This is a genomic window from Xenorhabdus bharatensis (genome assembly GCF_037996705.1).
GTDB classification, from domain to species: domain Bacteria; phylum Pseudomonadota; class Gammaproteobacteria; order Enterobacterales; family Enterobacteriaceae; genus Xenorhabdus; species Xenorhabdus bharatensis.
Map to the genome: position 1 here is coordinate 1 of NZ_JBBMXG010000017.1, position 18,858 is coordinate 18,858.

The 18,858-nt window shown below is 46.3% G+C and carries 25 protein-coding genes; 15 read left to right on the plus strand and 10 right to left on the minus strand.

Annotated elements, in window-relative coordinates:
• Window positions 1-344: 344 nt before the first annotated feature.
• The 6 genes from AAC855_RS15375 to AAC855_RS15400 form a co-directional block, all read right to left on the minus strand.
• The gene (locus AAC855_RS15375; RefSeq protein ID WP_340610758.1) at window positions 345-1,094 is read right to left on the minus strand and encodes a glycosyltransferase family 25 protein; all 750 of its coding nucleotides are present in this window, start codon (window positions 1,092-1,094) and stop codon (window positions 345-347) included.
• 458 nt (window positions 1,095-1,552) lie between these two features.
• Window positions 1,553-2,155, minus strand: coding sequence for a phage baseplate protein (locus AAC855_RS15380; RefSeq protein ID WP_340610759.1), 603 nt, complete (start codon window positions 2,153-2,155; stop codon window positions 1,553-1,555).
• A 684-nt stretch (window positions 2,156-2,839) separates the two neighbouring features.
• Window positions 2,840-3,841: a phage integrase gene (locus AAC855_RS15385; protein WP_340610760.1), complete on the minus strand. Its 1,002-nt coding sequence runs from the start codon at window positions 3,839-3,841 to the stop codon at window positions 2,840-2,842.
• A 2-nt stretch (window positions 3,842-3,843) separates the two neighbouring features.
• Entirely contained in the window at window positions 3,844-4,209 is a 366-nt protein-coding gene (locus tag AAC855_RS15390) for a DUF2511 domain-containing protein (protein ID WP_340610761.1), read from the minus strand.
• Between the two features lie 92 nt (window positions 4,210-4,301).
• Entirely contained in the window at window positions 4,302-4,655 is a 354-nt protein-coding gene (locus tag AAC855_RS15395) for a helix-turn-helix domain-containing protein (protein ID WP_340610762.1), read from the minus strand.
• Window positions 4,656-4,885: 230 nt separating this feature from the next.
• A complete protein-coding gene (locus AAC855_RS15400; RefSeq protein WP_340610763.1) occupies window positions 4,886-5,233 on the minus strand; it encodes a helix-turn-helix domain-containing protein in 348 nt (115 codons plus the stop codon).
• A 276-nt stretch (window positions 5,234-5,509) separates the two neighbouring features.
• On the opposite strand from AAC855_RS15400, the gene AAC855_RS15405 reads away from it, so the two are divergent.
• The 11 genes from AAC855_RS15405 to AAC855_RS15455 all read left to right on the plus strand — a co-directional run bounded on the left by AAC855_RS15405 (window position 5,510) and on the right by AAC855_RS15455 (window position 11,853).
• The gene (locus AAC855_RS15405) at window positions 5,510-5,731 is read left to right on the plus strand and encodes a DNA-binding protein (RefSeq protein ID WP_258087364.1); all 222 of its coding nucleotides are present in this window, start codon (window positions 5,510-5,512) and stop codon (window positions 5,729-5,731) included.
• A 26-nt stretch (window positions 5,732-5,757) separates the two neighbouring features.
• Entirely contained in the window at window positions 5,758-5,994 is a 237-nt protein-coding gene (locus AAC855_RS15410; protein WP_340610764.1) for a hypothetical protein, read from the plus strand.
• Window positions 5,995-6,137: 143 nt separating this feature from the next.
• A complete protein-coding gene (locus AAC855_RS15415) occupies window positions 6,138-6,482 on the plus strand; it encodes a DUF5347 family protein (RefSeq protein WP_099124854.1) in 345 nt (114 codons plus the stop codon).
• A gap of 75 nt (window positions 6,483-6,557) precedes the next feature.
• Window positions 6,558-6,800, plus strand: coding sequence for a DUF2732 family protein (locus AAC855_RS15420; protein WP_340610765.1), 243 nt, complete (start codon window positions 6,558-6,560; stop codon window positions 6,798-6,800).
• Window positions 6,793-7,014 carry a TraR/DksA family transcriptional regulator gene (locus AAC855_RS15425; RefSeq protein ID WP_099124852.1) on the plus strand — a complete coding sequence of 74 codons (222 nt, stop codon included), beginning with the start codon at window positions 6,793-6,795 and terminating at the stop codon, window positions 7,012-7,014. The genes AAC855_RS15420 and AAC855_RS15425 overlap by 8 nt, the downstream gene beginning before the upstream one ends.
• A gap of 1 nt (window position 7,015) precedes the next feature.
• Entirely contained in the window at window positions 7,016-7,849 is an 834-nt protein-coding gene (locus tag AAC855_RS15430) for a DNA adenine methylase (protein WP_340610766.1), read from the plus strand.
• On the plus strand, window positions 7,849-8,181 hold the full coding sequence (locus tag AAC855_RS15435; protein WP_340610767.1) for a DUF5405 family protein: 333 nt from the start codon (window positions 7,849-7,851) through the stop codon (window positions 8,179-8,181). The genes AAC855_RS15430 and AAC855_RS15435 overlap by 1 nt, the downstream gene beginning before the upstream one ends.
• The gene (locus tag AAC855_RS15440; RefSeq protein ID WP_340610768.1) at window positions 8,175-10,562 is read left to right on the plus strand and encodes a replication endonuclease; all 2,388 of its coding nucleotides are present in this window, start codon (window positions 8,175-8,177) and stop codon (window positions 10,560-10,562) included. Before AAC855_RS15435 ends, AAC855_RS15440 begins: the two co-directional genes overlap by 7 nt.
• Entirely contained in the window at window positions 10,559-10,816 is a 258-nt protein-coding gene (locus AAC855_RS15445) for a DUF5405 family protein (RefSeq protein WP_340610770.1), read from the plus strand. Before AAC855_RS15440 ends, AAC855_RS15445 begins: the two co-directional genes overlap by 4 nt.
• A 221-nt stretch (window positions 10,817-11,037) precedes the next feature.
• Complete coding sequence (locus tag AAC855_RS15450) at window positions 11,038-11,502, plus strand: hypothetical protein (protein WP_340610771.1); 465 nt, start codon at window positions 11,038-11,040, stop codon at window positions 11,500-11,502.
• Window positions 11,503-11,520: 18 nt separating this feature from the next.
• Window positions 11,521-11,853 carry a hypothetical protein gene (locus tag AAC855_RS15455; protein ID WP_340610773.1) on the plus strand — a complete coding sequence of 111 codons (333 nt, stop codon included), beginning with the start codon at window positions 11,521-11,523 and terminating at the stop codon, window positions 11,851-11,853.
• 90 nt (window positions 11,854-11,943) lie between these two features.
• On the opposite strand, the gene AAC855_RS15460 is transcribed toward AAC855_RS15455, so the two are convergent.
• On the minus strand, window positions 11,944-12,297 hold the full coding sequence (locus AAC855_RS15460; RefSeq protein WP_340610774.1) for a hypothetical protein: 354 nt from the start codon (window positions 12,295-12,297) through the stop codon (window positions 11,944-11,946).
• A 507-nt stretch (window positions 12,298-12,804) separates the two neighbouring features.
• On the opposite strand from AAC855_RS15460, the gene AAC855_RS15465 reads away from it, so the two are divergent.
• On the plus strand, window positions 12,805-13,242 hold the full coding sequence (locus AAC855_RS15465; protein ID WP_340610775.1) for a DUF1240 domain-containing protein: 438 nt from the start codon (window positions 12,805-12,807) through the stop codon (window positions 13,240-13,242).
• Window positions 13,243-13,298: 56 nt separating this feature from the next.
• On the opposite strand, the gene AAC855_RS15470 is transcribed toward AAC855_RS15465, so the two are convergent.
• The 3 genes from AAC855_RS15470 to AAC855_RS15480 are packed head-to-tail and all read right to left on the minus strand — an operon-like array spanning window position 13,299 to window position 16,217.
• Window positions 13,299-14,324, minus strand: a complete 1,026-nt coding sequence (locus AAC855_RS15470; protein ID WP_340610776.1) for a phage portal protein — start codon at window positions 14,322-14,324, stop codon at window positions 13,299-13,301.
• Window positions 14,324-16,093, minus strand: coding sequence for a terminase ATPase subunit family protein (locus AAC855_RS15475; protein WP_340610777.1), 1,770 nt, complete (start codon window positions 16,091-16,093; stop codon window positions 14,324-14,326). The genes AAC855_RS15470 and AAC855_RS15475 overlap by 1 nt, the downstream gene beginning before the upstream one ends.
• The gene (locus AAC855_RS15480; RefSeq protein WP_340610778.1) at window positions 16,065-16,217 is read right to left on the minus strand and encodes a hypothetical protein; all 153 of its coding nucleotides are present in this window, start codon (window positions 16,215-16,217) and stop codon (window positions 16,065-16,067) included. The genes AAC855_RS15475 and AAC855_RS15480 overlap by 29 nt, the downstream gene beginning before the upstream one ends.
• A gap of 17 nt (window positions 16,218-16,234) precedes the next feature.
• Here AAC855_RS15480 and AAC855_RS15485 point away from each other — a divergent pair, with 17 nt between their 5' ends.
• Genes AAC855_RS15485 through gpM form a run of 3 tightly spaced genes read left to right on the plus strand, consistent with a single transcriptional unit; the run spans window position 16,235 to window position 18,808 of the window.
• Window positions 16,235-17,059: a GPO family capsid scaffolding protein gene (locus AAC855_RS15485; RefSeq protein WP_340610779.1), complete on the plus strand. Its 825-nt coding sequence runs from the start codon at window positions 16,235-16,237 to the stop codon at window positions 17,057-17,059.
• Window positions 17,060-17,069: 10 nt separating this feature from the next.
• The gene (locus AAC855_RS15490; RefSeq protein ID WP_340610781.1) at window positions 17,070-18,146 is read left to right on the plus strand and encodes a phage major capsid protein, P2 family; all 1,077 of its coding nucleotides are present in this window, start codon (window positions 17,070-17,072) and stop codon (window positions 18,144-18,146) included.
• Window positions 18,146-18,808: a phage terminase small subunit gene (gpM, locus tag AAC855_RS15495; RefSeq protein ID WP_340610782.1), complete on the plus strand. Its 663-nt coding sequence runs from the start codon at window positions 18,146-18,148 to the stop codon at window positions 18,806-18,808. The genes AAC855_RS15490 and gpM overlap by 1 nt, the downstream gene beginning before the upstream one ends.
• The last annotated feature ends 50 nt before the right edge of the window (window positions 18,809-18,858 follow it).

Here is an 18,858-nt window from a genome sequence, read left to right on the forward strand (position 1 = left end):
GCATGAGAGTTACCTCTTAGTTTCTTTGATTTAAGATTCAGCACCTTTAATCAAAGCGGGTAACTCTCTTCTTTTCAAATCGAAGTGTCAGATCTCATCTGAACTAATACAATTTATTTAGAGGTAATGGTTCTGGCTGGTTTGCTCCAGCTGTCATTCTTCCAGTTGGTGGATGGCAATATGAAGTTTCTTGGTATGCTGGTGGCTACCCACAATTTCATATCTTTACATTAGCTGGAGATGGACGAAGTGCGACTTGTCAAGATTCATCATGGAAGATGGGGGAAATTTGGGTAGTAGATTAATATACAGGATAGAAAGCCCATTGGGCTTTCTATATAGTGTCAAGATAACTCTTTTATCTTATAGATAATCTTCTTAAGAAATAGATCTTTCAATCTATAAAATTGATATTTTGGCTCTTGTTTTTTTAACTTATGCCGATATGACTGTCTTTCTTCTCTTAAGGAAAGCATTTCTTTTTCAATTAATGAGTAAAATTTATTTTGATCAGATGTATCTATAATGTGTGGGACAATACAATATACATTTATGAAATTTCTAAATATAAATATTCCCCACATATCAGCTTCATATTTTATAGGCTTCAGTTTGTCCAATAACTCTTTTGCTGCAGTTTTATTTATCAAGTATCCATGTGTTCCACTGGCTTCATAGACTTTATATACATTAAATAAACGTGTTTTTATTTTTTTATTTTCAATGTATTTTTCTACTTTACTAAGTAAATATACATTGGGCTTTTTAATGTTATCTATTTTTTCTATATCTGAGGTTATACGGTGTATGTTGTTAGATAATACAGCGTCATCTTCCAAAATTAGTGCATGAGAGATATTTTCTGAGATAATTTTTTCATATATAAATAAATGACTTAGAGCGCAACCAATTTCGCCTTTAGTTAATTTACATTCAGGATAGTCATATACTAATTGGACTATTTCATTATCTGATAGTTGAGCACCGTATACAGCATCAACGAATTCAATATTTAAGTTGAAGGCATCTGCTTGTTGTTGTATGGCTAATCTGTGCTCTGAGTTACTCTTAAGATTAATGACGAATATTTTCATAGGGGCACCAATTATATTTTTCACTATCAACACATGTTTTTGTTTTTTGTGTTTTAAGTATTTTTATCTTCACGTAGTTTAGGATTCATTAGTGCTTTCTTAATCTGAATAGGAGAGATAGAACATTAATATTAAGAAATATTAATTCATTATTTTGAAAATGAAAGGGAGAACAGGGGTAATTAGGCAGATATAAGGTGAAATTTTCTAATTTGTGAACTGTTACGCATAAATAATATTTGTTTTTTTTTTGATTTTTTGTCATCTAGCATTGCGGAGCTAATCTAAGTTTAGCTATATCAAAAGCGTCTGATATTAACTGTTCTAAATAGCTGCAGTAAGACATGTGTTAACTCAGAGTTTGAAAAAGTTGTTGATATCGAATGTGATGAAGGGCATTAAAGAAATGCCCCCATGAAGCTCCTTGGATAAAGTACTTAGCTAACACAAGTGTACTTTTACTCTATCCTGTACCATCCCATCAACATAATATAGTTATTGGTAATGTCGATAGCTCCACCTTTGCCTGTGCTTGATGTTGTACCTGATACCGTGTGACTATGACTGCCAATGTACATTGTATGCTGGTGTTCGCCTTCAGTACTGGTGCAAAATTTATAATTGTCCCAGTCTGAATTACCAGAGCCGTAATTATTATTCGTACTATCATAAGCACCATAACGAGCGTTTGCTGATTCTCCCCAGCCGCTATCATGAAAATGCTCACCATCACTACTTGTTGTTTTTGTTCCATGATCAAATGAATCAGTTGTAGCAGACAGAGAGTGATCATGGGGAGGAAGCTGTGTATCGGTTAGTATGATGGTATCTTTTCCTCCAGTTGATAAAATATTTTTACCCAGCCTGATAGTTTTATTTTCACCTATATATTTCCAGACAGTGCCAGGGAATAGGAGGTTCGGATCCTTACTTTGAGCAAACAGCATAACAATTCCAACTGGATATAATATATCAATGGTTACAGCATGCTTTGCTCGTTCTAGAGCCAACTCATCGTTAGTTAACGTTTTTATTTTGTGTTTTTTATCTTGAATGCTCATATTGGTTCCTCATGTATTAACAGCATCGATTGTTAATGCAACCAAAGAAATATATTTAAATTAGCGTTGTCAATATGAGGCGGTAAGAGATTTCTCCGCCGGTGAACATTAATAAAATTGGTTCATCAAAACTGGAGAGTATTTTTTATAGATTTGGTTACTTGTATGTTTGTGCGTCTAAGGATGTCATAGAATGACTGGAGGAACATTAATAAAATCTATATCTCTATCATTGATGCAATATGCAACATTTCATATAACTCAGTATTTAACAAGAAATAACTAAAGCATCAGTATGGATGTTATATGTCTGGATTTTACTGTTTGTCTAACAGCTAGTTTTTCCAATTTTTTGTTGTTCAACAAGAGAGAGGTAGAAAAGTGCTGCTGCCAATTTTGCTGCCATTATATTAGGAATGGATATTAGGATAATATTAGGAATGTGATTTGTATCAAATAAAAAAGCCACCTTGCGGTGGCCTTTTTTATTCCCGAACTCACTGTTTTATCAGTGGTTTTTAATTTGGTGCCAGGGCGGGACTTGAACCCGCACAGCCTTACAGCCGAGGGATTTTAAAGACTAGTCCACCTTTTTTAAAAACAATAAGTTAAGTAAAATCAAAATGTTAACCTTAACAAATGTCACTATTTATTACTATATATTTGGCACTGCTGCCATTGATTTTACTCTTCAAGTTGATCGTAAGGATTGAGTGTTAAAGCGAGGTCTAAATGGTCTGGTGCGAAGTGTGCATAACGCATAGTCATGTTAATTGTGCTATGCCCTAATATGCGCTGTAGAACCAAAATATTGCCACCATTCATCATAAAATGACTGGCAAATGTATGTCGCAGAACGTGAGTTGACTGCCCATCAGGTAAATCAATACCGGCTCTTTTAACCGCAGTCTCGAATGTGTCGTAACAGTTACTAAATAATCGCCCGCGCTTTTTCGGAAGACGGTCATATAAACGCTGGGATATCGGGATAGTTCTGTTTTTATTCCCTTTGGTTTTAGTATAGGTAACTTTATACTTCATCACGTGGGATTGAGTCAGATTTTGTGCTTCACTCCAGCGTGCTCCTGTAGCAAGACATAAACGGACAACATGGCCGAGATCTTTGTTGGATGAATTATCACACTCAACTAATAACCGCTTGATATCATCTTCATAAAGAAATGCGAGTTCCTGTTCGGTTTCTCTGAATTGCCGAATACCAACCAGAGGATTCTCTCCTTTCCATTCATCTAAACGGATTAATTCTGCAAAGACAGCATGAAGATATGACTGTTCTCTATTCACAGTAGACTGGCTGGGCGACTTTCGTCCTTTGGCATTCCATTTACAGTTTAATCGTTCTTCACGATAAATAGCAAACATATTTTTATCGAAATCGGTAACGAGAGGGTTATTCAAACGTTCGCACACAGCCTCTAATTTTGCTTTTCGGCCCTCACCATCTTTCAGGGTCTTTCCGTGTAGTTCATACCAACGGTTAACCAAATCACCTAATTTCTGTATTCCATAAGTATCAATATTAAGAGTTTGCTTTTGCATTAGCTGCCGTTCGAATGCCATCGCCTCACCTTTTGTTGTGAATTGGCGTCTGACACGACGGCCATTACGGCCGTCAGGGAAACATTGGCATTGCCACTTACCGTTAGGAAGTTTACTAACTGCCATAATTAACCTTTATCACATAGCGTTAGAGCTTCATTTGTAAATGGGCTGAGGCTTACTTTTGCACCGGTGTATGGATTATCTTTCCAGAAAGAAGAACCGTTAATATTTTGTGCTTCTTTTTTGCCATTGGTTTTTAATGTATTAGCTAATCCCGTTAATCCATATACGGTATTATCCGAGAGATCTTCGACAAAAGCGCCGCCTTTATAACACTGCAATTCAGCTTTATCTGCATTAAAAGCCCACTTATCGCCATATGATTCTTGACTGATTTCAAGGCTATTATAAGGTTTTGTTGGTTCAGATTGCTCTGAATCACAGGCTGTAAGAAATAGTGCGCTAGATAAAATCAGTAAAAAATTTTTCATTTCAATTACTCTCTAATTATTTTCAGCTACAAAATAAATATAATTAAAAGGTTAAATTCTCACGGCTCTAAATATAAATAATAGAAATTATATTAATTAGAACCGTGACTATTTACTACGCTTCTATTAATGATTGAGTATGTAAACGTATCGCTAACCGTCGATATCTTTAAGCGGTGCGCCTCATTCATGGCGCGATAGTTTTCTATTATTTCTTGTTCCTCTGTTGATATATTTATAGGATGAAGCCTGTTCCCTGTAATGATGTAAAGTGTATCAACGCCGTGTTTTGTTAATGCCTGTAAATACAACCCACCGATAGGAATTTCATCGCGTTCATAGCAGATTTGCTGAATAAGCGAATATCCGACTAAACTTGCAAACTCATCTTGGCTTAACCCTAAACGTGCACGTTCCTCTGCGATTCTGCTTCCTGTAGTACTCATCAAAAAGTATCTCCTGTGTTGATTTGATTAAATTACGTTCAATAATATTTAAAAAAAACAAATAGTTATGAATTGGCAATTTAGCATTACGACACAGGTGAAACATATTCATAGGTCACAATTTCAATGTGTTATTATTTTTGTTTGATATTTTAATTACAGTGAGTTGTGTCATAAGTTAGGATTTATAAAGCAATGAACAAAATGCACTCCATCTGTACTAATATTCGTCAGCCATTTTTTATGCGTTTATCTGATGCTGATTGCGCAAAAACAGATCCCACAGCTTGCATGTTTAAGCGTGATTCCTCGCTCATGGCGCGATAGTGTTCAATTAGTGCTTGTTCTTCAGTGGATATTGTTACTTGAGGTTTAGGTGTTCTATTTCCTGTCAGAATATAAAGAATGTCACATCCATGTTCTGCTAATTTTTGTAAGTATGCTCCACCCGGAATTTTTTCATCTCTTTCATAGCTTGCTTGTGCACCGCGTGAGTGGCCTGCCAAGTTAGCAAAATCAGTTTGATTTAATCCTAAGCGGCTGCGTTCCTCTTTTAACCTGAAACCTATTGTTGACATTATTTCTATTCTCTTTGTTGACTTGAAAACTATAGTGATCAATAATGAATTAAACGTTACTTAGTGGATCACAATATATCACCATGACACTCAATAAGCATATTAGACGGTCACGATTACCGCGAGGAATCGCCTCAAAAAATCCTATCGTTATGCGGTTATCAGTCGATGAGCGTGAAGAGTTGGAGGCTATTGCAAAAAAAGACAGCCGTTCTGTATCCAGTATGGCTCGTATCATTTATCTCAGTGCTGTACAGAACTTCCGGTGAGGTGTGTATGAGTACAATCAACAATGTAAACAACATTTCTATCACCGTTAACGTTGAGTCGGCATACGTTTCATTAAAAAAGTACTCAGAAATTACAGAGATCCCTTTCAGCACCTGCCGTGCAATGGTTGCAGATGGCCGCATTATCATCAGGCCAAAGAAAAGGGGCAAAGAGATGGTCGAAGTCAATATGATCGCTATGTTGAAAGATGCAATTAATAATAGCTAATAAATTATCCAATAGAGGTAATAAGCATGCGAAATATTATGCCAACACTAGAGGAATTAAATAAAGGCAGAGTCAAATTTGGTGCATTCTTAGTGCGTCCATTACCGAAGAACGCGGTTCGTGAATATATGCGTTATCAGGTTGAAGACGGCGAACATTGTCACGGCCAATTTGATTCACGTAATGAAGCATTACGGTATTGTTATCAACGGTACAGGATAAAAATCCATGAACGAATTAAAGAGGGTGCAGCACAAATATAAAGTCAGCGGTAAAGACTTTTCTAATAGTAAAGTCACAAACGTGAGTTATAAAAAAGAAAACCCATTGATGATGACATTAGTTTCAATCGGGTTAGCGACAACCCTATTAACCCCGTTATTATCCATATTGTAAAGGTGATGCTATGGCTAATACAGAATCTCATCGCGCAGTGGTATTAACACTGGATGAGCGTATTGACGGTATGTGTCAGGTTGCCAAAACAAGGGCCTCTGTGTTTAGTGGTTCCGTATCGGCAAGTGATAAAGCGATTGCCGAATTTATTAAAAATATGCGTGACCGTACTAATAATAGAAAGCGCAATAATAAAAAATTATTGCATGTGCTTTTTCATTTGGCCGGATTACCTAAATCCCGTTATGACGCACAATATGAGGATTTCACTCTTGATGAAAGACATTCATTAATTGAAGCCTTTATGCAATATAAAGCGGTGGCAGCCATTATGCCGGAGTCATTCGCGATTTAATTAAAACAACCAACATATTTTTTATTGGCGTTAATCGTCAGGGCTTTTTATTGCCTGAAATAAGGAAAAATAAAAATGGAAAATAATCCTATCGCTATATATGCCACAAAGCATTCTGGCCCCGAATTTATCGAGCAATTAATTAAAGACGTGCGCAAGGCAGAAAGACAGCATTGTGCTGATTTATATGCCGTCCGTTTAGTGAAGCTGTCTGCCCGTGTGTTGGATGAAAGGATGGGGCCTTCTGACAGTGCCGCGCTGCTGCAAAGCGAATCGGAAAATATCGAGCGTCAGGCGCAGGATTGGAACCATGTCTAGGCAACTCGACCGTGCCTGTGAGCACGCCGCTGACATGTTGGAACGCCGCATTGCTGCTCACGTTAACCGCCCAGTCGGGGTTTCAGCTTTTCATTGTGAAGAATGCGAACAGCCTATTCCAGAACAGCGCCGCAAGGTAATTCTCGGTGTAACCCGCTGTGCGCCTTGTCAGGAAGTGTTCGAACTGAACCAGAAACATTATCGGAGTGTGTGAGATGGCCAATAAAACTATTCTGAAATGGGCAGGCTCTAAAGTCCGCATTATGGATAAGTTGCTGCCTCATCTGCCTGCCGGCCAGCGATTGGTTGAACCGTTCGCCGGTTCCTGTGCCGTGATGATGAACACGGATTACCCCGCGTATTTGGTGGCAGATGCGAATGCCGATTTGATTAACTTATACAAAGAAATTAATGCTGTTCCTGTCGGCGCATTTCTTTGTGAGGCGGAAAGTTATTTCGAAAATTGGTTTGAGTGTAATAACAATGAAGATGAGTATTACCAAAGCAGAGAAGTCTTCAATGCGCGTGATCTTGAAATCAGTTACGTTGCTAAAGCGTGTTTGTTTCTCTACTTAAACCGCCACGGCTATAACGGATTATGCCGCTATAACACCAAAGGTGAATTTAATGTTCCTTATGGGAAATATAAAAAGGTTTATTTCCCCGAAGCTGAAATCAAAGCGTTTCATCATAAATCATTGGGGCGAGCGAGTTTTGATTGTCAGGATTGGCAGCAAACACTCTTACACGTCAAAGATGGTGATGTCGTTTATTGCGATCCACCGTATCTGACCAAAGGTAAGGCCTTTACCCAATACCATAAGGTGAATTTCACGCCTGCTGATCATGAGCTGCTGGCCGTGATTTTACACACACTGCATAACGATGAGGGTGTGCCTGTCACCGTTTCTAATTCAATTGAAGCCAAAGAACTGTATGCCGATCTCGGCTTCACCATCCATGAAATCGACGCCCCGCGCACGATTGCCGCTAATGGCAACCGTCAGCCGGCGAAAGAGATTATTGCTGTGTTAGCAGGGAGGCAATAATGACAACAGACAATGCACCGATTGTTCTTGATCCTAAAAACGGCGTTTATATCACCGGCACCCGTTTTGCCGTTGTTGCTCATGAGAAACATCCGGGCAAACTGGCGTTGTTGCAATTCAATACGTATGACGGCATTTACTCGCTGGTCGACTGGCATGACAGTGACGTGTCACTGGTCGCTGCATTGGTGAGCCTGCATGTGTCCTATATCCGCCACAAAATGCGCTCGGTGACAGAATATCTGGCCGCGGTTGAAACCATCGCCAAACGTTGTCAGACGGCACTGAATTTGCTGAACCCGGAAACTTACGGCGGTGTGACGGCATGTTAAGGCGTCCGATTGATTTCAGTGTCCAACCCGAAGCTGAACCCGCCAATGGGCAGTATGCCTATTGGTGGAACGCGCCTCGCCATCAGGCGGTGGCCGGTATTGAAAGATCGCTTACCCGTGAAAGACGCCTTCAGGGGCAAGCGATTTTGGCGGATATCGAATCCCTGCCGCGCATTCTGCGTTATCCCTATCAGAAACGTTATGAAAAGATACTGAAAGAACAGGGCCTGCTGAAAGCTCAGGATTTTCTGTATTTCGATTTTCATAAAAAACTCTGGCCGCGCCTTGTGGCCGTGACTCGTCGTTTTGAGCGGGATACCCCAGCCACATTAGTGACAACGGCTCACCTTTATACCGAGAGCAGTCAGTTTCATTGTCTGCCCGATATCAGCCAGTTTAATCACTTGCCCGATCTCCATAACAAACCGCTAAAAAAACTGGCGACTCAAATTGCGGCCGGGTTCTTTACGCTGTTTGAGCAGTATTGCGATCAGTGCATTGCTGAGGCGAACGGCGATAAAGAAGCTATTTATCAGATGCGCAACCTATCTCCGATTTATGGTGAGCTGGCGAGATTATCGCGCGGGCTGCATGTCACACCGGCGCATTATGGCCGCTACCTGAAAGGTACCTTGCAACAGCGTGATGTGATTGCGGCGGTATCCCGTCTGGTGAATGACGATTTCTGGTATCGCCGGCTCAAGGCGCACCGTACCCGCTGGCGGGAGGCGTTGCTGATTGCCGCAATGGCAGTCAATAAAAACCGTTCCCCGTATGCCAGCCGTCAGGCCATTCAGGAAGTGAAGTCTCAGCGTCTGGCCAATATGCAGTACCTTGAGTCAATGGACATTGAAGATGTGGCCACCGGCGAGCGCTTTGATCTGGTTGAGAAGGTAATGCAAAGCATTTCTAACCCGGAAATTCGCCGTATGGAACTGATGGCGCAGATTGCCGGGATTGAACGGGTTGCCTCGGCGCGCGGGGATATTGGGATGTTTATCACCATCACGACGCCGTCAAAGTATCACCCGACCCGCCAGATGGGGGCAGACAAGGTGGCGGTGCTGAACAGCAGCTGGGCGAATGAAGCCTATACCCCGAAAGATGGCCAGCGTTATCTGGTGAAGGTCTGGGCGAAAATCCGCACGGCGTTTAAGGATGCAGGGCTGAATGTTTATGGTGTCCGGGTGGTCGAACCGCATCATGATGGCACGCCGCACTGGCATTTGTTGCTGTTTACTGATAAGGCCAGCCGGGCGTCAGCGGTGGAGATCATGCGTAAAAAAGCCTTGCAGGAAGATGGTGACGAACGGGGTGCGCAGAAGTACCGCTTCGAATGCCGGCATATGAATAAAGGTGGCGCAGTCGGTTATATCGCTAAATACATTGCTAAAAATATCGACGGTTACGCGCTGGATGGTCTGACCGATGATGAAACCGGCAAGCCGTTAAAAGATGCGGCCGCCGCTGTGACAGCGTGGGCCTCTACATGGCGTATTCCGCAGTTTCAGTTCTATAACCTGCCCTCCAAAGGGGCGTACCGTGAATGCCGTCGCCTGCGCAGTCTCTGCATTACTGACCAGTTGGGTGACGTGGCCGAAAAGGTCCGGGCGGCGGCCGATCAGGGTGACTTTGAAAACTACATTTTGTCACAGGGTGGCCCTTGTACCCCGCGTGATCAGCAGACTATCCGCGTTGCCCGTGAAGTCAGCGACAAACTTAATCCCTATGACGAGGCGGTTTCTAACGTAGTCGGGATTTATGCGCAGCTCAACCCTGCCGCCGGCGTGTTGAAAACACGCGAGCGGGAATACCGGATTGTCAAAAAGCACGACAGCCAAGCCCCGGCATCCGTTGTGGCCGGTGAGGGTCTTAATCTTTTAAAAAGCGCCATCGGCGCGCCTCGGAGTCCTGTCAATAACTGTGGATCAGGGGATTGGCAGGCATGGGAGGACAGCCCAGCGTTACCCGCAGACTTAAGCGGTAAGGCGTTATCCGATGTTCTCCAATGGGGACGGGCGATGGAAACTAACTCCGCTGAGAATGGCGCACAGCGCGAGGAAATCGGCGTTTCGGGGCCTCGGGTTATTTCCCGCATCACGTTAACGCCAAAAGAAGAGGCGATGTTGCCGGAGGTCAGGCGGTTGACTGGGTTAATGGGGTTCGAAATCAGTAATCAGTCAATGGAAACGATGTTTATCAAGGGTATGAGTATCAGCTTTGAGGGTCAGCGTCTGCGAGTGCGTGACGGCACTGTGCAGTTGATGGATTTACCGGAGGAGCAGGAACGGAAACAACGCGAGTTTGAGGCGCGTAAACAGGTGCGCCGCGAGGCATTACAGGCGCGGATTATGCATATTGGGGAAATGAGGAAACTATGAGAATTGATTTAGGTAAATATGTCGTTACATCGAATAGTAGAGCATACACGCTGAATAAAAAGCGGGTAGCAAAGACTGGGAAAAATGCCGGTAAAGAGTCTTTAACCCCATTCGGGTATTACGCAAAACTGAATGAATTAATCCGAGATCTGATAAGAATGGAAGTTGATAGCAATGATATAAAAACATTGCAGCAACTTAGCCAGCGAATTGAGGAAATTGCAACTGATTTTGCTGCGAGGGTAACTGAATGATCACCTTAAAGTTAACCCTCGAAATAGTTAACAACATTAACCGTAAATTTGTTTCAGATTTATTCGTCTGGCAGAAACGCTGGAAAGCCAATCAACATCACCGTAATCGCTTTTTGCATAAATACAGATAGATAGGCGCTGATCATTATTTCGTACTGGAAGCGTTAAGCGATGCCTGTCGGACCGGGCGGAATAAGTTTTTTCTGTCTAATAAGGAATTCTTGCCGTTTTTTGTTTGTTATCTTGCGCAGTATTTCCCAAAGCAACAAGCCTATTTAACCGAAAATGCCGAAGATATTCATGGGATAAGGCTGAGTAATGGCGCTGAAATCCGCTTTGTGCATGAAAACAGCTATGTTGCTACCCTAAGTGGCGATGTCTATGTGGCAGAGTGGGCTTTCTCGGATAATCCCATTCGATTGGTGCAATTAGCGTTGAGTCTATCCATGCATGATAAGTGGCATAGAACGTTTTATTTCTCCCGATGTTCAGGGGATAACGGCGAGAAGGCTTATAAAAAGTTCTTTACTGGAAATCGTATCGGGAGTGGATTGGCTTTTTTCGATACGGTGACGTTATTTGATGATGTTGAATGTCGCTTAGATGAGGAACGGATTCGTAACATGTGGTCACCGCAGGCATTTGAAGAGCTGTATTTGTGCCGCTTGCCTCATCCACGCTGGTAATTAGGGAGAATAAACACCATGGCGAAATCCCCCGCAGAACGTAAGGCCGCCCAACGTCAACGCCAGCAGGAAGCTGACGTCACTAAAATAGAATTGCTGGTTGATAATCAAGAGCTGGACATGCTGAAACGCAATTGTGCGCTGAGACGGCCAGGACGCGATCCCTATGACGTAGTTGAATATCTCACGCTGCTTATCCGCAAGGATGATGCGGAATTACGTCAAACAATGGAAACACTGGCAGCACAGCAATGTGAAAAATGTGGTGATGCACTTCCGGTGACAGAATGCTGCTTGTCAGGTGATTCTGCCTGTTGGGCTACGTTGGGCTGGCATGAAGTAAAATTGTGAGAGTGTGACATGTCACGACACTGCTATTTTCTCCGTTTTTGATGGACGGAAAGCAAGTTAGCATGAGTAATACTATTCACATTGAAAAAATTATGTCCAAAAGCGCCGAACACTTTCAACGGCGGCGCTTATGTTATCGTAATGCGGATTTGTGCTGCTCATTACCTGAAACAGAGGGTTCCATACACCGGGGTGACCGGGGCGACCTGCATAATTAGAATATAGTATTCTTTCATTATTGGTGCCGGGGGCGGTACAGTAGTGTAAATCAAATAGTTGACTGTCTATAAAGTGAAGTCTTAATCGTGGGTATCTATTGCCAGTCGTGTTCGGAATGTAAGTGATTTCCTGAGAGTTAACAGGATTCCAATATCTATTATGTTCACTCATTTCGAGTTCCATAAATGCATTGGAAAATTCATTTCCACTTCCTGCTCTAAGCATAATATCACCTTAAGCATTACGGATAATTATGAATAAATGTAGTTCAAGCTAACCCAAAAAACGTAATAGATTTTACTTTCAGATGTAATAGATTTTACTTGCATAAAACGGCCTATTCTCTGCACCAATCCGCAAAACCAAACAAGGATCATATGCCCCGCCAAGCACCAGCACTGGCGCGCTTCAAACGATCCCGTGCAGGTGCATAAAAAGCACTGAATTTAGTGAGCAGGCGCGGCGGGGTCACGACTGCGCGCGGCGGTGTTTATTGGCTATGCCAACCGTCAAAAATCAACATGACGAAACGCGAGAACGTAGAAACGTATTCAGCCTGACTCAAAATGACAGACGTGTGTTTTTGTGGCGATAGCCGGTTTAAATCTCAAACGAGCATGTTGTGATGATATTTAGCCCATTGTCAGTATTGATAATAAAGCCATGTTTTGAAATCCTGATAACTATCAGAATAACCAGTACTACACATTGCGTGCAGAGGGAATGAGAGTCATGACAATAAAAAAAAGGGTTGGAACTATTCTAGGATTATTAGCCGTTTTAGTGATGCTGGTTTTTGGGGTTTTTGTTGTGGGCAGTGACCTGATCGCGCTGTTTAAGATGGAAGACCGGGTGCAATCCTCTTGGGGCATGTTCTTTGTTGTTTTTTCCTCGCCGTTCTTTCTGTATGTTATTCTTTTCGTAATCTATTTATGGATGAATTACAAGCCAGAAGAGTTAGTAAAATCCAGAAAAAAGAAAAAATCGATAACACTCAATGAGCAAATTATGGGCTTTTTTCTCGCCATTGCGGTATTCGGATTTGTCGGGAGTATTCCGCTGTCGTGGTATATCCATTTCAGGTTGCTGGATATCGGGTATGTGGTCTGCGAGAGTAAGTCAGCGAAAGGGCCAACCCGGTATGCGAAAGAGAAGAGACTCTGTCACTGAGTCTATCAAGCTGAGACTGAGTGACAGTTTTATCATGAGGCCATGCGATGAAGGAATTAGTTGTCGCCGCCCAGCGAGTAAGGCGCAAAGCGGATCACTTCTTCCCCGAGCCAGTCATTGAGCTGCTTCATTTTACTTTGCAATGGCAGCAGTTCATTGCGCACAAACACTTTGGCGGCTTTCTCCACATCGCCAAAACCACCGGTATTCTGTGGGATAATGCCCATCATCGGGGGCGGAACGCGGTGCGCCGCCAGAATATCATCGCGGCTGGCGTTCTTGATATTCAGAAACTCATCTTTGGCCGCGGCTTCGGATAACGGAATGGTCTGAATGCCGTCTTTCTTGCCCCCTGGCGCATACAGAAACAGGTTGCGGAAGTTGCCCGGCCCTTTGCTGTTTTTCAGCGCATCACGGATATTGTTCACATCCGAAATATTTTGGGACGCATCGCTGATATACAGGATATAACCGGCATGGCTGCCGTTCTGGTAATACTTGCGCCGAAACAGGGTGGCCGATTCATTCAGTAACGCCGAGGGCAGCGCCGCCAGATATTCCGGCAAGCCGTACAGTTCCTGATTAATGTCCGGTTCGATCAGGTGAAACACCTGTCCGGTCGGAAACGGGTACGGCTGGCTGTGGTAACCGTATTTCACAAACCAGTAAGTGTCCAAATCTTCCCCGCGTCGGGTGAATTTGGCCGGGCAGTGTTTCAGGCTCAGTGGCTGGCCAAGAAGGTTTTTTCTGAGCTCCAGATAGGCATTACCGAACAGCAGAAAATCCAGCGCCCACGAATCGAAAGTCTGGCGGTCCAGCAAACGATGGGGCATAAAAGTGTTGTACAGAATATTGCGTTTGACATACACCGCGCTGCTGTGATGCGGGGCCGAGCGGAACGAGACGGCCAGCCCGTGGAAACTGATCGGCGGCTCATACCAGCTGTCGACCAGCACACATTCGAGATAGTCGTATATCTCGCGCCTGTCCAGCACCGGCACCGGGTCACCAAAGGTGAAGGCTTCCATCGGGGCAGCAGGCGCGGCCGGTCTGGCCGGGCGGTTTCTGTTTTTACGGGACATCAGTAGACCTCAACGATATTTTTATGGTGGGGCACGTCACCGGTGATCGGTTCGTTAAACAGCGCGTGCATGGTGGCCCACGCCAAATCAGCGTGGCTGGCTTCTTCACTGCGGCTGGCCTCGTAAGTCGGGCGGTTGCCGCTGGCGGTGGTGGCCCGGCGAATGGCCATAAAACTCTGGGCAATGTCGGTGTGCCCGGCGTCAAACTCCAGCCGACGGTGGTTGATAATGTCCCACGCTTTCAGCACTAAGGCATTTTTCACCGAGGGGTTATAGACAAACTCGCGGGCTGACGGGAAGAACGCTTTGACGTTCTGGTAGACCCCGTGGCCGATGCCGGTCGAGTCAATACCGATATATTCCACGTTGTAGCGTTCAGTCAGGGCGCGAATGGCGTCTGCTTGAGCACGGAAGTCCATCCCACGCCACTGGTGCCGCTCCAGAATACGGAACTTACCGCCAACCACCTGCGGCGGGGCAATGACGACACAACCGGCACTGTCGCCGTTCTCGCCCCCTTTGGCCGGGTCGTAACCGATCCAGACCGGATAGTAACCATAGGGGCGCAGCATCAGGGGTTGTACATCGTCCCAGACTTCCCAGCTGTCCACCATGCAGCCCTGCATCAGTTGCAGTGAGAAGATGGATTCAATATCGTCCATAAACTCACACATCAGCAGGTTCTGGTATTCATCCGGGCTGTATTCCAGCCGCAGCTGCTCGATATCAAACAGGGTACAACCGCCGGCGACCGCATCTTCCACGGTGACAATCTGCCGCCACTGGCCATCGGCGCACAGCAGGCCATTGACGAGCGCATCATGGCTGATATCCACTTCAATGCGGTCCGCTTTGGCCCGTCCGCGGTTATACAGTTTGCCCGACCAGTACGGGTAAGCGCTGTGGGTCAGGCTGGACGGGGTGGAAAAGTAGGTCTGGCGCCACTGTTTGTGCATGGCCATGCCGGAGGCGACCTTGCGCAGCTCCTGAAAGCGTGGGATCCAGAAATATTCATCCAGATAGAGATTACCGTGATAACTCTGGGCCGTGCGGGCATTGGTGCCGAGAAAATAGAGCATCGCCCCGTTGCTTAAAGTAATGGGGTCACCTTTCAGTTCGACGTCCACTTCCCGCGCCATCTCCAGAATGTAGCTTTTAAACACATGGGCCTGGGCTTTACTGGCCGAGAGGAAAATCTGGTTACGCCCGGTGGTCAGCGCATCCATCAGCGCCTCACGGGCAAAAAAGTACGTGGCCCCAATCTGGCGGGATTTCAGCAAATTGCGGATACGGTGTTGTTGACCGGCCTGATACCAGACTTGCTGATAACCAAACATCGTGTCAGAGAACAGTTGTGCCAGTTTTTCGATCTGCTCGTCACTGAAAACGTTCTTTTCCGGTGGCCGGCGCTCGCCCTTATTGCGATTGGCAATGTTCGGGTTCAGGTCGGCTTCATTGCCGCCATGGCTGTACTTGTTGATGCGGGCCTGCCGCTCCAGCTGGCGGTATAACAGGTCGATTTCCTTAAAATCCTTGCCCTCTTTCTGTTGTTTGGCAATCAGCTGGCACAACCGCGCTTCCAGCGCCAGTTCAACCCGCTCAAAGGGCGTCACCTCATCCCATTTGTCGCGGCGTTTCCAGCTGTGGATCGTGGTCGCGTTCTCATTGAGCATGTCCGCAATGCGCGCGATGCGATACCCGCTAAAATACAGGTGCATGGCCTGCTTGCGCGGGTCAACGTTATTCACTATCGGTGTCGGTGTTTTCATGCCGCCAGACTACCGCCCCGACGGCCATTTCTCCGCGCGGGCCGGTTGTGCCAGTCCCAACACAAGCCCCATTGATTGTTTCCCCGGCGTAACGACACAAACTAATAGCCCATGACCCACCCATTAACCCCGGGGCGAAGAATGTCCAAGAAATCCAAACCGTTTCGTATCTGTGTGGAAGGTGCGACCACCGACGGGCGCAAAATCCAGCGTGAGTGGCTGAACCAGATTGCAGCCAATTATCATCCGTCCACTTACGGTGCCCGTATCAATATGGAGCACTACAACTACTCTTGGAGTCCGCGCTATGGCGATGTGGAATCCGTCTACACCGAAGAAATCAAAGAGGGCGCGTTAGCCGGTAAGCTGGGGCTGTACGGTATTCTGACGCCGACAGACGAACTGATTGAAATGAACCGCAAGCGCCAGAAAGTCTACACCTCAGCCGAAATCAATCTGGATTTTGCTGATTCCGGCGGTGCGTATCTGGTGGGCCTCGCGGTGACCGACAGTCCGGCCAGTCTCGGCACGGAAATGTTGCAGTTCAGTGCCAGTGCGGCCGCGAACCCGCTGAATGCCCGCAAACAACACCCTGACAATCTGTTCACCGCCGCGGAAGAGACGGTGCTGGAGTTTGTGGAAGCCACGCCCGAGAGTGATAAACCGACCTTGCTTTCCCGCATTCAGGACTTCTTCCAGAAAAAATCGCAATCCGATGAGGCCCGTTTCACCGATATTTGTCAGTCGGTTGAGTTGTGTGCCAAAGAGCTACAGGCCACGGCGGAAACTGTCCGGACGCTGTCAAAACAGGCCGATGAGTTTGATGCGTTCAGACAAAAACAGGCCACGCTGGAAAACCAGCTGAATGACCTAACCACCCGATTGAGCCAGCAGGATAACCAGCCGCAGCAGCGCCCGGTGTCGCTGGGCAACACCGGCACCGCCGAACACCAGACTAACTGCTAACGGAGCACCCATGAAGAACCAGACCCGCCATCAATTTAATGCCTACCTGACCCGACTGGGGGAAATTTACGGCGTGGAAGCCAGTGCCTTCAGCGGCAAGGTGGAAGTGCAGCCCTCGGTGGCGCAGACACTGGAAGACGAGATCCAGCAAAGTGCCGACTTTCTGCAAAAAGTGAACGTCGTGCCGGTCAGCGAGCAATCCGGGCAGGCGATTGGCTTAGGCATCGGCTCTACCATTGCCGGCACGACCGATACGGACGACAAAGACCGCGAAACCACTGATCCGACCCGCCTGACGACCGTTGAGTACCGATGTGAACAGACCAACTTCGACACCAGCCTGACTTACGTTAAGCTCGATTTGTGGGCGAAATTCAAGGATTTTCAGCTGCGTATCCGTAACGCCATTATCCGCCGTCAGGCCCTTGATCGCATTATGATTGGCTGGAACGGCATCAAACGCGCGAAAACCTCCAACCGTACCCAGTACAAAATGCTGGAAGATGTGAACGTCGGCTGGCTGCAAAAAATCCGTCAGGATGCACCGACCCATGTGTTGAGCAGCATTGCCGACAGCGAAGGCAAACCGGTGTCTGACGTTATTCGTGTCGGGGCCGGCGGTGATTTCCTTAACCTTGACGCGCTGGTGATGGATACGGTCAACAACGCCATTGATGCCGAATATCAGGACGACACCGAACTGGTGGTGATTTGTGGCCGCGAACTGCTGGCAGACAAATATTTCCCGCTGGTCAATCAGTCCCAGCCGAACAGCGAGAAAATGGCCGCCGATGTGATTATCAGCCAGAAACGGATCGGTAACCTGCCGGCGGTACGTGTGCCGTACTTCCCGCCGAAAGCCCTGTTGATTTCCCGTCTGGATAACCTGTCCATCTATTATCAGGAAGGCACCCGCCGCCGCTCGGTACTGGATAACCCGAAACGGGATCGCATCGAAAACTACGAATCGGTCAATGAGGCCTACGTGGTGGAGGATTATCGCGGGGTGGCCCTGATTGAAAATATCGAGATGCTGCCGGCGAAAAATCTGACGCAACCCGCCATGCCGGCCACTGAGGAACAATAATGGCCAGCCCGTGGCAGTGTCACCGGATACGTTTACAGGCCGAATCTACCGCCGGTTTACACGGTGAGGCCCTGCAAAATAACAGCGGCTATAACCAGATGCTGCTGATGCTGGGCCAGCACCGCAAACAGCTGAAAGGCATTCAGTCGATGGAAGGCAAAGCCCGTTTAAAGCAGAAGCTGTTGCCCCATTATGCGCCGTGGGTGACCGGTGTCCTTGCCACCGGGCAGGGCGCGCAGGACGATGTGCTGATGTACGCGATGCTCTGGCGCATTGATGCCGGTGAGTATGACGGCGCACTGGATATTGCCGAGTATGCCCTGCGCCACCGGCTGGCGATGCCACAAGGCCACAGCCGCACCGCAGGCTGTGCCATCGCGGAAGAAATCGCCGACGCGGCCCAGCGCAGCTACAACGCCAAATCGCCGTTGCCACTGGGCACACTGGAACGGGCGGTCAGTCTGACCGATGAACAGGATATGCCCGATGAAGTGAAAGCCGAGCTGTACAAATGGCTAGGCTACAACCAGCGGGATAATGACTTGCCGCAGCCGGCTTACTGTTCACTGAGCCGGGCACTGGAACTGAATAACCGGGTGGGCGTGAAAAAGGATCTGGAACAACTCGCCAGAGTGATCCGCCAACGCCACGCCCGCCCTTAACGAACGTGCCAACACGCCGGGGCGGCACGGGGTGGCGACAGTCTCAATAC